The sequence below is a fragment of the Bradyrhizobium cajani genome (genome assembly GCF_009759665.1).
Lineage (GTDB): Bacteria > Pseudomonadota > Alphaproteobacteria > Rhizobiales > Xanthobacteraceae > Bradyrhizobium > Bradyrhizobium cajani.
Genome location: NZ_WQNE01000013.1, coordinates 156,202 through 168,555, shown reverse-complemented (window position 1 = coordinate 168,555; position 12,354 = coordinate 156,202). Strand labels below are relative to the sequence as shown.

The window sequence follows — 12,354 nt, the reverse complement described above, 5'->3', positions numbered from 1 at the left end:
GCCTCTCCCCGCAAGCGGGGAGAGGCGAAGGGCCCGCACTCGCAAAAGCTACACCCGCGGCATGCTGGCGGGGCGCACCTCGCGCGACTGCGCCGCCAGCCTGATGCCGGCATTGGCCGCGCCAAAGCCCTGATAGTTCCTTCGCTCGACGATCTCGAAGAAGAAACGCTCGTCGAAAATGTGGGTGTAGACCTGGAAGAACTCGCCGTCGCCCTCGCGGTCGTAGAGGATGTGGTTGGCGCGGAGTTTTGCCATGACGTCGGGCGCGAGGTCGTATTTGGCTTCGATATCGTCGTAATAATTGTCGGGGATGTCCAGGAAGTCCGCGCCGCGCGCGCGCATCGCGGCGACCGTCGCAAATATGTCCCGGCACGAGAATGCGACGTGCTGCACGCCGGAGCCGAAGAACTCCGAGATGAAGCGTGACGGCAGGGTACGGTTGGCGGAGGAGCCGTTGAGCACGAAGCGCAGGCTCTGGTCGGCGTTGATGATGGCCTGGCTCTGCACGAGCCCTCTGGGGTCGGCGATCTCCATCTGCGGCAGCCGTTTCAGGTCGAGGATGCCGGTGTAGAACAATAGCCAGGACAGCATCTCGTCATAGGGCATCGACTGCGCGATGTGATCGACCGCCAGCAGTGCGTCGCCCTTTGCGTCGCTCGCGACCGGCTCGAAATCGGTGTCCCAGTTCCTGCCGGCCTGATCCAGGAAATAGAGCAGGCTGCCGCCGACGCCGTGGATCGCGGGAATCTCCAGCTCCCCCGGACCGACCGGCTGGTAGAAGGTGCGCGCCTTCAGCGTCTCGGCGCGCTGCATGGCAAGGCCGGCATTGTCGACATCGAGCGCGATCGCGCAGACGCCCGGGCCGTGCGTGACGTAGTGCGAATGGGCAAAGCCGTCGGTCTCGCAATTGATCACGAGCTCGGCCTTGCCCTGCGTCCAGCGCTCCACCGCCTTGCTGCGGTGCTTGCCGCTCCTGCGGAAGCCGAGCTGCGCGAACAGCATGGCGAGTTCGCCGGCCTTGGTCTCGTTGACGGCAAATTCGATGAACCCCGTGCCGCGGCTCTTGGCCTTCGGTGCCAGCGGCTCGCCGGCAAATTTCGGCCAATCCGGTGCGAGCAGGTCCTCCAGCAGGATCAGCGAGCGCAGGCCGTCGACCGCAGTCTGCGCGGCCGAGCCGGCGCGGAACTGATCGTTGAAGATCTCGAGCGACAGCGGCCCGGCATAACCCGTCGCCGCGATCACCGTCATGAACTCGCCGACCGGCAGATCGCCCTGGCCGGGGAAGGAGCGGAAGTGCCGGCTCCAGGACAGGATGTCGAGCTCGAGCTTGGGCGCATCCGCAAGCTGCACCAGGAAGATCTTGTCGCCGGGGATCGAGGCGATCGCGCGGGTCGGAAAGCCGGGTGCCAGCGCGTGAAAACTGTCGAGAATGACGCCGATCGCGGCGTGATCGGCGCGCCGCACGATCTCCCAGGCATCGCGGTAGTCGTTGACATGGCGGCCCCAGGCCAGCGCCTCGTAGCCGACGCGCAAACCGCGCTGCGCCGCACGCTCGCCGAGCTCGCGAAAATCCTCGGCGGCGCGGTCGATGCCGCCGAGCGAGGCGGGCGAGACGTTGGAGCAGATCAGCAAGAGATCGGTGCCGAGCTCCTGCATCAAATCGAACTTCCGCTCGGCGCGGGCAAAGTTGCGCGCACGCTGCGGCTCGGGCATGCCCTCGAAATCGCGGAACGGCTGGAACGCGCAGATCTCGAGATTGAGGTCCTTGCAGAGCTGCGCCACTTCGCGCGGGCTGGCGCCGAACGACAGCAGATCGTTCTCGAAGATCTCGACCGCGTCGAAGCCGGCCGCAGCAATGGCGCGGAGCTTCTCGTCGAGGGCGCCTGAGAGGGAGACGGTGGCGATCGAGCGCTTGTTCATGCGACCTGCTCCATGATCCGGCGCAGCGATATCTTGTGTCCCGTGCGCGCGGCGTCGCTGACGGCCTCGACGACCGCAAGCGTGCCCATCGCATCCTCGACTGAAATCAGCGGCTGCTCGCGGCGCGCGATCACGGCGAGGAAATGCCGGAGTTGCTCGACGAGCGGATCGAACTTGGCGAGCGCAACGGGTTCGCGGGACAGCGGCGCATGCCAGCCAGGGTTATGCGGATAGGACCACAGCTCCATGGTCGGCACCGACAGCGAGCCGTTGGTGCCGGCGAAGACGTAACAGGGCTGGTCCTGCCTGGGATAGACCGCGTTCTCGCCCGCGGTCAGCTCCCAGCTCCACGGCGCCGGCGTTGCATCCGACACCGTCACCGTGCCGAGCGCGCCATTGGCGAAGCGCAGGAGGAGTGCGGCGGTGTCCTCGACCGCGAAGCCGCGCATCTTGTTCGAGGTCAGCGCCTGCACCTCGACGATCTCGCCGCAGATGAAGCGGAGATTGTCGATGTCGTGGATGAGGTTGATCAGCAGCGGCCCGCCGCCCTGCTCGCGCCGCCAGGCGACCTCGAAATAATCGTCGGGCTTCTTCAGCAGCCAGAGCCCGACCACGGCGGTGAGCTGGCCGAGCTTGCCGCCCGCCACCGTCTCGCGGGCCGACTTGATGATGGGGTTGTGCCGGCGATGATGGCCGACCAGCATCGGCACGCCGGATTTCTTGACGGCCGTGCACAAGCGCTGCGCGGTCGCCACCGTCTCGGTCACCGGCTTCTCGATCAGGGCCGGCACGCCCGCCTCGGCGCAGTCGAGCGCCATCGGCAGGTGCAGCGTATTGGGCGAGGCGATGACGAGGCCGTCGGGTTTCTCCTGCGCCAGCAGCGCGCGATGATCCGCGTAGCAGGGCACATTGTGCGCCAGCGCGTAATCCCTTGCCGCGGGCGAGGGGTCGGCGATGCCGGCGAGCACGCAATCCCTGGAGGACTCGATCAGCTCGATATGGCGGCGGCCGATCAGACCGGCGCCGGCGACCGCGATGCGCATTTTTGCGCTCATGCCGCACTCTCCTCCATGGCGCCGCCGAGGAAGAGCTGGCCGATGCGGGGATCGTTCAGGATGCGCTGCGCGCCGTCGACCATCCGGGTCTGGCCGAGCTCGAGCACGATGCCGATGTCCGAGATCTCCAGCGCCGAGCGGGCGTTCTGCTCGATCATCAGGACCGTGACGCCGCGGTCGCGCAAGCTCTTGAGGATGTCGAAGGTCTGCTGCACCATCAGCGGCGACAGGCCGATCGAGGGCTCGTCGATCAGCACGAGCTTTGGTTCGAGCAGCAGCGAGCGGGCGATCTCGAGCTGCTTCTGCTCGCCGCCCGAGAGCGTCGAGGCCTGCTGCGTCGATTTCCGTCGCAGCGCCGGGAACAGGTCGAGGGCCGCCTCGATCCGCCTCGGCAGGTCGAGACCCTTCTCGGCGGCGACGCCACCGAGCTCGATGTTGTGGCGCACGGACAGCTCGGGGAAGATGTTGCGGCCCTGCGGCACGTAGCAGATGCCGGCATTGAGCAGCGCGCGCTGGCTCAGATTCGTGACATCGCGGCCGGCGAAACTGATCTTGCCCTCGCGCAGCTTCAAGAGGCCGAAGATCGCCTTGAATACGGTGGATTTGCCGGCGCCGTTCGGGCCGATGATGGTGGTGATGGTCGCCTGCGGCACCGCGAAGGTGGTGCCGTTCAAGATCGTCATCTTGCCGTAGCCGCCGACGAGATTGTGAACCGAGAGGATCGGGTCGCTCATGGCTCGCTCTCCCTAATGTCCGAGATAGGCTTCGATCACGGCGGGGTTCTTGCGGACCTCGTCCGGGCGGCCCATCGCCAGCACCTTGCCCTCCGCCATCACCATCACGCGCGAGCACAGCGACATCACGAATTCCATGTTGTGCTCGATCACGACGAAGGTGGCGTTCTTCTCGCGGTTGATCGCGACCAGCCGTTCCTTCAGATCAGACAGCATCGACGGATTGACGCCGCCGGCGGGCTCGTCGAGCAGCACGAGGCGCGGGCCGCCCATGAAGGCCATGGCGGCATCGAGCAGCTTCTGCTGGCCATAGGACAGCCCGCCGGCCGGCTCGTCGGCGAGATGGTCGAGCTTGAAGAAGCCGATCATCTGGTTGGCGGCTTCCGTCAGCCCGGCGTCCGAGCGGCCGACCAGGCGCGAGGCCATGTTGCCCTGGTGCTCCTGCCCGGCGAGGATCAGGTTCTCGCGCACCGAGAGCTTTGGAAACACCTGCAGGAGCTGGAAGGTGCGGCTGACCCCGAGCTTGTTGAGCTCGGAGGGTCGCAGGCCCGTGACGAGCTTGCCGTCGAGCTTGACCTCGCCGCCCGATGGTGTGAGCTGGCCGAGGATGCAGTTGAACAGCGTGGACTTGCCGCAGCCGTTCGGGCCGATCAGGCCGAGGATCTCGCCCTCGCGCACGTCGAAAGAGACGCCGTCGACGGCGCTGATGCCGCCGAAATTCTTCTTGATGTTGGTGACTTCCAGGACCGCGCTCATTGCACCGTCTCCAGGCGAGATTTCGCGACGGCGCGCAGCGCAGAAGCCGCCTTGGTGCGCCGCGCGGCCATGGCGCGATCGAGGATTCCGAGAATGCCGGTCGGCGACCAGATCAGCAGCAGCATCACCGCCACCGCGTACAGCATCAGGTAATAGCCTTCGGTGAAGCGCAGCCATTCCGGCAGCAGCACCGCGATCATCGCGCCGAGGAAGGGACCGAAATAGAAGCCGGCGCCGCCGACGATCACCATCATCAACAGGTCGAGCGAGAGCGACAGGTTGAAGGGCACGGGATCGATATATTGCGTCAGCGGCGCATAGAGCGCGCCGGCGACACCGCCCAGCGCCGAGCCGATCGCAAACGCCATCAGCGTGTAGCGCCTTGTGTCGACGCCGAGCGACTGCGCGCGCAGCGGATTTTCGCGCAGCGCCATGAAGGCGCGGCCCCAGGGCGAGCGGATCAGCCACCACACCGCGAGCGACACGATCGCGAGCGAGCCGAGGCAGACATAGTAGAACGGCAGCGGCTTGTTGGTCGCGATCCCGAAGATGTGCGGGCGCGGGATGTTGGAGATGCCGTAGATGCCGCCCGTGAGCCAGCTCTCGTTGCGGAACACCAGGAAGGCGAGGGTGGAGAAGGCCAGCGTGACGAAGGCGAGGTAGTGGTGCTGCACGCGCAGCGCGGGATAGCCGAGCACCCAGCCGACCGCGAAGCTCAAGGCGATCGCGACCACGATCGCGGCCGGCAGCGGCCAGCCATGCGTCGTCATGATCGCGGCGGCATAGGCGCCGATGCCGACGAAGGCGCCCTGCGCCAGCGAGACCTGGCCGGCGTAGCCCAGCGTCAGGTTCAGCCCCATCGCGGCGATGCTCATCACCGCCCACTGGCTCAGGATGAACAGGCCGTAGCGGTTGAAGTTCATGGGGACGACGATCAAAGCAGCGATGACGGCAAGGCCGAGCGCGATCTTCAGGGGTTTGGCGAAGCCGCTCATACCGTGCGCTCCTCGGCGCGGCCGAGCAAGCCCTGCGGCCGGAACAGGATCACGGCGATCAGGAAGATCATCGGCACGGCGGCGCGATACTGGGTCGAGACGTAGGCGGCCGCGAGATTGTCGAGCACGCCGATCAGAAGGCCGCCGGCGATCGCGCCGCGCACCTGGTTGAAGCCGCCGACGATCGCGGCGATGAAGGCGGCCTGGCCGAGCACCTCGCCGGAGGAGAACTTTGCCAGATAGATCGGCGTGATCAGCAGCGAGGCGAGCGCCACCAGGAACGCGTTGATCAGGAAGGTCAGCAGGATCATGCGCTCGACCGGCACGCCGATGATGCGCGCCACCGTCGGGTTTTGGGCCGCCGCCTGCATCTGGTGGCCGAGCGAGGTGCGGTTGAGAAGCGCGGTCAGGCCGAAGACGGCGAGAATGGCGACGACAAGGACGCCGATACTCTGCAGCGAGACGGCATGCCCGAGAATGGAGACGTCGCCGGTCGGCACGATCGACGGGAAGGGCGAGGCCTCGGCGCTGAAGAACTGTTTCACTGCTTCCTTGATGCCGATCGCGAGCGCCATGGTCGCGATCGCCAGGGGCAGCACGCCGTGGCGCATCATCGGGTCGACCAGCAGCAGCTTGAAGGCGAGGCCGAGCAGGATCATCGACAACAGGATGCCGAGGATGATGGCGAGCCAGAACGGCGCGCCCACATGCATCGCCGCCAGCATCAGGAACGCCGGCAGCATCACGAACTCGCCTTGCGCGAAATTGATGGTCTGCGAGGTCTGCCACAGCAGCGTGAAGCCGACCGCGACCAGCGCATAGATCGCGCCAGTGGCGAGTCCAGCGACCAGAAGATCGAACAGATTGGACATTTTCCCCTCTCGTCGCTTCGTCCTCTCCCTCTCCCCGTTCTTACGGGGAGAGGGCAGGGGTGAGGGGCTCTCTCCGCGAGCTCATCTCTCACCGTCTACGCGGAAGCACCCCTCACCCCGACCCTCTCCCCGCGAAGAGCGGGGCGAGGGAGAAGTGCCTCACTTCACCTTCGGCAGCACCTGCTTCACCACCTGCTTGCCTTCGACCACCTCGACCAGGAAGCTCTGGCGATCGATGTCGCCGGTGTCGCTGAAGGTGACGTCCATCAAGATGCCCGGCTCGTCCGCGGCCTTGATGGTCAGGCCGTGCAGCGTGTCGGCAAACTTCTTCGGGTCGACCTTACCCATCTTCTCGGTGGTGGCCTTCACCATGTAGACGGCGAGGTAGCCCTTCAGGCCGTTGTGGTCGGGCACGTAATTGTACTTCTTCGAGAACTTCTCGCGGAACGCCTTGATCAAATCGACCGGCGCATCCGTGGTGAGGCCGACATGGCCGCGTGCGCCGTTGGCGGCATCACCGGCGAGCTCGATCACCTTCTGGCCGATCAGCGTGGTCTCGCCCATCAGCGGTGCGGTGACGCCCTGGCGCTTCAGCTCTTTGAGGATGCGCGCACTCTCTTCTTCATTGAGATAAACGAACACCGCATCGGGATTGGCGGCCTTGATCTTGCCGACGTCGGCGGCGAAATCGGCCTGGCCCGCTTCGGTCGAGAGATCGGCGACCACCTTGGAGCCGAGCCGGTCGAGTTCCTTGACCACGACGTCGCGGCCGCCGCGGCCGAAGTCATTGTTGACCCAGACCACAGCGACCGACTTCGCCTTCATCTCGTCGTGGATGTATTTTGCAACCTTCGGCATCGAGGACTGCTGGCCGAACGAGGTGCGGAACAGGAATTTGTTTCCGGCCTGCGTCAGCTCGGCGGCTTCGCCGCCCATGATCTGCGCGATGCCGGCCTCGGCCGCGAGCGGCGCGGTGACCTTCACCGAGCCGGAATAGCCGGGGCCGAGCAGCACATAGGGCTCGGCATCCAGCGCCTTCTGCACCTGGGCGCGCGCAACGCCGGGATTCGACTGCGAATCGGCGTGGGTGACCTCGAGCTTGCGGCCGAGCACGCCGCCCTTGGCGTTGATCTCCTCGATCGCGAGGTCGATGCCGTTCTTCCAGTTGGTGCCGACGGTGGCGCCGCCGCCCGACAGCTCGGCGACGTCGGCAAGCTTGATCGCCTGTGCGTGGACGCTGGTTGCCGTCGCGAAGGCAAGCAGGGCGCCTGCCAGAATAGTCGATTTCATGGTCTCTCCTCCCATTCTCGTTGATGTTGTCCACGGCCTTGTGTCCGGCCGCTTCCGTTACGCTGCGTGATAGGTCGAACTGCGCGCCGCCATCACCTCGTCGAAAGCCTCTCCCATGACTTCGGTCGATGGGGCAAGGCCGGTGAACAGCTCGAAGGCGTCGGCGGCCTGATAGATCGCAAGCTCCCGCCCGGTCATGATCCGCGCGCCCTTGGCTTGTGCAGCCGCCAGCAGCGGCGTGATCAGCGGCGAGTAGACGGCATCCGCAACCCACATTCTGTCATGCAGCAGCGTGGCCGCAACCGGCATGCCCCGGTTCGGCAGCATGCCGACGGGCGTGCCGTTGACGAGGCCGGTCGCGCCGTGCAGGGCATCCTCGACGCTCGAAGCAACGCGGGCGCCGCCGCGCGGGGCAAGCAGGGAGGCCAGCGCCTCGGCGCGCGCCGGCTCGCTGTCGAAAATACGGATGTCGGTTACTTCCAGAGTCGCCAGCGCAAACGCGATCGCCTTGCCGACGCCGCCTGCGCCGATCACGGCGACGGCGTTGCCGGACGGCGCCAGCAGCGGCGCCACCGCGCGTGCAAAGCCGGTGGTATCGGTGTTGTGGCCGGTCAGCCGGCCGTCCCTGACGACGACGGTATTGACAGCGCCCATCGCGGCGGCGCCGGGCGCCAGCGCGTCGAGCAGCGGGACCACGGCTTCCTTGTAGGGGTAGGTGACATTGACGCCGGCAAAGCCGAGCCGACGCACGCCTTCGAGCATCATGGCGAGCCCGGCCGCATCGGCGCCGGCGACCTCGATGAGCTGGTAATGGCCGCGCAGGCCAAGCGCCTCGGCGGCGCGCTCATGCATGGCGGGGGACGCGGAATGCGCGATCGGCGCGCCGATCAGGCCGGTGAGAAGCTTCTTGCTGGCGGCGTATCCGCGCTTCGGCATGGTGCACTATCGTCTCGTTGGGAGCATCCGGTCCCGGTCATTAGCCGGGAAATCAGCGCAATTCCAAGGGGCTTCCAACTACGACGATAGACTTTCCCCGGCCTAACACAATTACCCATTTATCCAGCAAACCTAACATAATGTTATTTCTTCCGCACCCGTGCCGAAACGGCCTTGCCGGTGTTGCGGGACGGTTCGACCGCGCGCATCTCGGCGCGCAGGGCCTCGATGAAATACTCGACGTGGAGCGACAGCGGCGCGCCGCGCTTGACCGCGATGTAGGTGTCGAACCGCGTCGGCTCGGTGATCTTGAGCAGCTCGATCCCGGGATAGCCGCCATGGGCCACCGTGAACTGGTCGATGATGGCGATCCCGAGCCCTGCCTTCACCAGCGCGCAGACCGTGGTGCCGAAACGCGCGCGGATGGTGATGTTGTAGTCGAGCCGGTTGCGCGCAAAGATCTCGGCCATGATCCGGCCGTAGGGGTCGTTGGGATCGATGCCGATCAGCGGATAGCGGGTGATTTCGGCGGCGGAGACCTGCTTGCGGCCGGCAAGCGCGTGGCCGGGCGGCACGATGCAATAGAGCTCGCCCGAGGCGAGCGGCATGAACTCGAGGCCGGAATGCTCGAGCCGGTAGCTCATCGCCACGCACTCGCCGCGTCCGAGCAGGAGATAGTCGATGGCCTCCTCGATCTTGAGGATGTTGATGTCGATGCCGAGATCCGGATAGCGGCGCCGGACCCGCTCGATCGCGCGCGGCACCATCACCTGCGAGATGCTCGGCACCGAGCCGATGCGCAGCTCCGACAATCCGCCGCGGCCGATCTTGGAGATGATCTCGGAGAGATCGTCGACCTTCTTGTAGACGCCGTTGATCTGCTCGAAGATGTTCTCGGCTTCCGGCGTCGGGAAGTAGCGTCCGTTCTGGCGCTGGAAGAAGCGGATGCCGAGCGAGCGTTCGGTGTACTTGACCAGGCGGCTGATCCCCGGCGCCGACACGTTCAGCAGCTTTGCCGCGCCGCCGATGGTGCCCGTCACCATCACGGCACGGATCACTTCGACCTGGCGCAGCGTCATCATGTCCTGGGCATCCAAAATGAGGATCGTGGCGGCGATCATCTCACGAGAGACGCGAGGTCAGCCAGCGGCAAGTGAGTGGCGATGTGGACGGACGAGGCTGTCACCCTACGCTTCCAGGGGGGCGTCGCATTTGAAGACCGTTCGTCTGCGGCCATCCTTCGAGACGCCCGCCTTTGGCGGGCCCTCAGGATGAGGATGGAGTGTGCGGCAGCAGCTTAATGGGCACCGACGCTTAGCCTCATCCCGAGGAGACCGCGGAGCGGTCGTCTCGAAGGACGAGGCGCGCGCTCAGACGCCGCATATGCGATTGCGCGGCTATCGAGAGGGAGATGGAGGGCGTAGCTCGCCCACCGAGAACAATGATGGAGCAACTTCGCTGTCAGATCGTTCCGACGAGAATCAGCGCATTGGAAGGACTGCATCGTCGCGCGACCTGTCTCGTCGGCGTCGTTTGCTGCGACTGTGCTCAGCTTGCCGGGCCCTCGGGCAAAACGCTGTCCGCGAGTTCCTCGCGCTCGCTTTGCAGCACCTCGCGCGCGAACTCGATGATCTTCTGCTTGTTTGCCGTTTCGCGGACGGCGAAAAACACGCGGTTCAGTTCCAGGCCGAGCACGCTGTTGAGGGCGATGTCCTCGTCTTCCATCGTGGTTTTCCCGCTTCGGACGCCTTCAGGTGTATCTTGGCGTCACATCCTCCACAAGTAGATTAAATCTTCAGAACAGGCGAGGCACCGGGAAAGTACGGAAGCAGCAAATTGAGGCAGCCGCCAAATACATGCTATACCGCACGGCGAGGGTCAGGAAACTTATCGATGTCCGCCGTGGATTATGGCCGGGAGGCGCTCGACTTCATCGAAGGTCTTGGGACCTACCGCAAGATACCAGAGGCGATGGATGCGCTCGAGGTAGCCTTCGGTCGCTTCGGCTTCGAAACCATCATCGTGACGGGACTGCCGAATCCCGACCAGCGGTTTGCGCAGATGGTGCTCGCCAAGCGCTGGCCGGCCGGATGGTTCAGTCTCTACACCCAGAACAACTACGACCGCTTCGACCCGGTGGTGCGGCTGTGCCGGCAATCGGTGAATCCGTTCGAGTGGTCGGAAGCGCCCTATGATGCCGAACTCGAGCCGAACGCAGCCGAGGTGATGAATCGCGCCACCGACTTTCGCATGTCGCGCGGCTTCATCGTTCCGATCCACGGGCTCACCGGCTACGAGGCCGCGGTCTCTCTCGGCGGCGTCCATCTCGACCTCAACGCCCGCAGCAAGCCGGCACTGCATCTGATGGCGATGTATGGCTTCGACCATATTCGCCGTCTGCTCGATCCGGCGCCGTCTCGTTCGGCCCGTCTCACCCCGCGCGAGCGCGAGGTGATCGCCTGGGCTTCGCAGGGCAAGTCGGCCTGGGAAATCGGCGAGATCCTGCACATCACGCAGCGCACCGCGGAAGAACATCTTGCAACCGCCGCGCGCAAACTCGGCGCCGTCAACCGTACGCACGCGGTCGCGCTCGCGATTCGCAACAAGATCATCAGTCCCTAAGCGACATACTGGGAAATTTCCCAATATCGAACCTGCCTCTTTTCGCAGAGGCTTGCCCCCATTGAGGACGGATGGGGGTTTTCATGATTCACACAATTTCCGCGGTAAATCGCCACCTTTACGAAGACGTGCTCGAGCAGCATTTCCGGCTGCGCCACGACATTTTCGTCGAGGAGCGAGGCTGGGAGACGCTTCGCAAGCCGGATGGCCGCGAGATCGATTCCTATGACGACGAGGACACGGTCTATCTGCTCGCGCTGGAGGGGCGCCGCGTCATTGGCGGTCACCGGCTCTATCCGACCACCAAGCCCTCGATGATGAGCGAGGTCTTCCCGCATCTGGCGTCGGTGCGCGGTTGCCCCGCCGATCCGCTGGTCTGGGAATGGTCGCGCTATTTCGTCGTGCGTGATCGCCGTGACGGCGCGCTCAACATGCAACTGATGGCGGCGGTGCAGGAGTTCTGCCTCGGCCAGGGAATCGCACAGGTCAGCGCGATCATGGAAACCTGGTGGTTGCCGCGCTTCCATGAGGCCGGCTTCGTCGTCACTCCGCTTGGCCTGCCGGCCCTGGTGGAGAACGCCTGGACCATGGCGGCCACCATCGACATTCGTCGCGAGACGCTCGATGCCCTGCATGATCGTATCGGCATGGCTTCGGTCGTGCGTGAGGACGGCCCGCATCTGGACGCCGTCGCCCGTGCCAACCTCTGCGGCCACGCTGCCGCGCAACGAAAGAGCGCCTGAGATGTCGAACATGATGCGGGACAGCCAGATCATGGCGCAAACCAAGGACGAGAATCTCGGCTACATGTCCGACATGGCGCTCGAGCTGGCGCAGATGGCGGAAGACTCCGGGCTGGCGACGCTTGCCTATCTGTTCCGGATGGCGGCGCTGGAAGCCTCGACGGCCAACAGCGAGTTCGTCGAACCGGACGGCCTTCCCCAGCAGATGACGTCGCACTAAAGCGCGATGATCGTCATCGCGCTTTAGGTTATTGTTTGAGCATGATCTTTTCGGAAAACCGCTGCACACTTTTCCGGATCATGCTCTAGGCGAATCCTCGCTCACTCCGACGACATTCGCGCCCTCCCCTCGGCCTTCCGGGGGGAGGGCGGTCGTTTGGGTGCGTCAGGTTGCCCCATCTTGCGCGGCAACCTTCTTGCATCGCAACTCT

Annotated in this window: 13 protein-coding genes; 3 read left to right on the top strand and 10 right to left on the bottom strand. The window is 65.1% G+C overall.

Features of this window, described 5'->3' with window-relative positions; translation table 11 throughout:
- Nucleotides 1-48: 48 nt before the first annotated feature.
- The 10 genes from GPL20_RS17955 to GPL20_RS17910 form a co-directional block, all read right to left on the bottom strand.
- Nucleotides 49-1,920 (bottom strand): bifunctional sugar phosphate isomerase/epimerase/4-hydroxyphenylpyruvate dioxygenase family protein, encoded by a 1,872-nt coding sequence (locus tag GPL20_RS17955; protein WP_157330834.1) that lies wholly within the window; start codon nt 1,918-1,920, stop codon nt 49-51.
- Entirely contained in the window at nt 1,917-2,975 is a 1,059-nt protein-coding gene (locus GPL20_RS17950; protein ID WP_157330833.1) for a Gfo/Idh/MocA family protein, read from the bottom strand. The genes GPL20_RS17955 and GPL20_RS17950 overlap by 4 nt, the downstream gene beginning before the upstream one ends.
- Complete coding sequence (locus tag GPL20_RS17945; RefSeq protein WP_157330832.1) at nt 2,972-3,709, bottom strand: ABC transporter ATP-binding protein; 738 nt, start codon at nt 3,707-3,709, stop codon at nt 2,972-2,974. The genes GPL20_RS17950 and GPL20_RS17945 overlap by 4 nt, the downstream gene beginning before the upstream one ends.
- A 12-nt stretch (nt 3,710-3,721) precedes the next feature.
- Nucleotides 3,722-4,465: an ABC transporter ATP-binding protein gene (locus GPL20_RS17940; protein WP_157330831.1), complete on the bottom strand. Its 744-nt coding sequence runs from the start codon at nt 4,463-4,465 to the stop codon at nt 3,722-3,724.
- A complete protein-coding gene (locus tag GPL20_RS17935) occupies nt 4,462-5,460 on the bottom strand; it encodes a branched-chain amino acid ABC transporter permease (RefSeq protein WP_157330830.1) in 999 nt (332 codons plus the stop codon). The genes GPL20_RS17940 and GPL20_RS17935 overlap by 4 nt, the downstream gene beginning before the upstream one ends.
- A complete protein-coding gene (locus GPL20_RS17930) occupies nt 5,457-6,332 on the bottom strand; it encodes a branched-chain amino acid ABC transporter permease (RefSeq protein WP_157330829.1) in 876 nt (291 codons plus the stop codon). The genes GPL20_RS17935 and GPL20_RS17930 overlap by 4 nt, the downstream gene beginning before the upstream one ends.
- A 159-nt stretch (nt 6,333-6,491) precedes the next feature.
- Entirely contained in the window at nt 6,492-7,622 is a 1,131-nt protein-coding gene (locus tag GPL20_RS17925; protein ID WP_157330828.1) for an ABC transporter substrate-binding protein, read from the bottom strand.
- 57 nt (nt 7,623-7,679) lie between these two features.
- A complete protein-coding gene (locus tag GPL20_RS17920; RefSeq protein ID WP_157330827.1) occupies nt 7,680-8,558 on the bottom strand; it encodes a shikimate dehydrogenase in 879 nt (292 codons plus the stop codon).
- Nucleotides 8,559-8,701: 143 nt separating this feature from the next.
- Nucleotides 8,702-9,640 (bottom strand): LysR family transcriptional regulator, encoded by a 939-nt coding sequence (locus GPL20_RS17915; protein ID WP_157330826.1) that lies wholly within the window; start codon nt 9,638-9,640, stop codon nt 8,702-8,704.
- A gap of 466 nt (nt 9,641-10,106) precedes the next feature.
- Nucleotides 10,107-10,283 (bottom strand): hypothetical protein, encoded by a 177-nt coding sequence (locus tag GPL20_RS17910; RefSeq protein WP_157330825.1) that lies wholly within the window; start codon nt 10,281-10,283, stop codon nt 10,107-10,109.
- 168 nt (nt 10,284-10,451) lie between these two features.
- On the opposite strand from GPL20_RS17910, the gene GPL20_RS17905 reads away from it, so the two are divergent.
- From GPL20_RS17905 to GPL20_RS17895, 3 genes are all read left to right on the top strand, one after another.
- Nucleotides 10,452-11,180: a helix-turn-helix transcriptional regulator gene (locus GPL20_RS17905; protein ID WP_157330824.1), complete on the top strand. Its 729-nt coding sequence runs from the start codon at nt 10,452-10,454 to the stop codon at nt 11,178-11,180.
- Nucleotides 11,181-11,263: 83 nt separating this feature from the next.
- Nucleotides 11,264-11,923 carry an acyl-homoserine-lactone synthase gene (locus GPL20_RS17900; RefSeq protein WP_167533080.1) on the top strand — a complete coding sequence of 220 codons (660 nt, stop codon included), beginning with the start codon at nt 11,264-11,266 and terminating at the stop codon, nt 11,921-11,923.
- A gap of 1 nt (nt 11,924) precedes the next feature.
- Entirely contained in the window at nt 11,925-12,143 is a 219-nt protein-coding gene (locus GPL20_RS17895; RefSeq protein ID WP_157330822.1) for a hypothetical protein, read from the top strand.
- Nucleotides 12,144-12,354 lie beyond the last annotated feature (211 nt).

Coding starts and splice junctions, on each gene's coding strand:
- GPL20_RS17900 (WP_167533080.1), top strand. CDS start 11,264: ATGATTCACACAATTTCCGCGGTAAATCGCCACCTTTACGAAGACGTG.
- GPL20_RS17895 (WP_157330822.1), top strand. CDS start 11,925: ATGTCGAACATGATGCGGGACAGCCAGATCATGGCGCAAACCAAGGAC.
- GPL20_RS17905 (WP_157330824.1), top strand. CDS start 10,452: ATGTCCGCCGTGGATTATGGCCGGGAGGCGCTCGACTTCATCGAAGGT.
- GPL20_RS17950 (WP_157330833.1), bottom strand. CDS start 2,975: ATGAGCGCAAAAATGCGCATCGCGGTCGCCGGCGCCGGTCTGATCGGC.
- GPL20_RS17925 (WP_157330828.1), bottom strand. CDS start 7,622: ATGAAATCGACTATTCTGGCAGGCGCCCTGCTTGCCTTCGCGACGGCA.
- GPL20_RS17955 (WP_157330834.1), bottom strand. CDS start 1,920: ATGAACAAGCGCTCGATCGCCACCGTCTCCCTCTCAGGCGCCCTCGAC.
- GPL20_RS17915 (WP_157330826.1), bottom strand. CDS start 9,640: ATGATGACGCTGCGCCAGGTCGAAGTGATCCGTGCCGTGATGGTGACG.
- GPL20_RS17930 (WP_157330829.1), bottom strand. CDS start 6,332: ATGTCCAATCTGTTCGATCTTCTGGTCGCTGGACTCGCCACTGGCGCG.
- GPL20_RS17945 (WP_157330832.1), bottom strand. CDS start 3,709: ATGAGCGACCCGATCCTCTCGGTTCACAATCTCGTCGGCGGCTACGGC.
- GPL20_RS17940 (WP_157330831.1), bottom strand. CDS start 4,465: ATGAGCGCGGTCCTGGAAGTCACCAACATCAAGAAGAATTTCGGCGGC.
- GPL20_RS17910 (WP_157330825.1), bottom strand. CDS start 10,283: ATGGAAGACGAGGACATCGCCCTCAACAGCGTGCTCGGCCTGGAACTG.
- GPL20_RS17935 (WP_157330830.1), bottom strand. CDS start 5,460: ATGAGCGGCTTCGCCAAACCCCTGAAGATCGCGCTCGGCCTTGCCGTC.
- GPL20_RS17920 (WP_157330827.1), bottom strand. CDS start 8,558: ATGCCGAAGCGCGGATACGCCGCCAGCAAGAAGCTTCTCACCGGCCTG.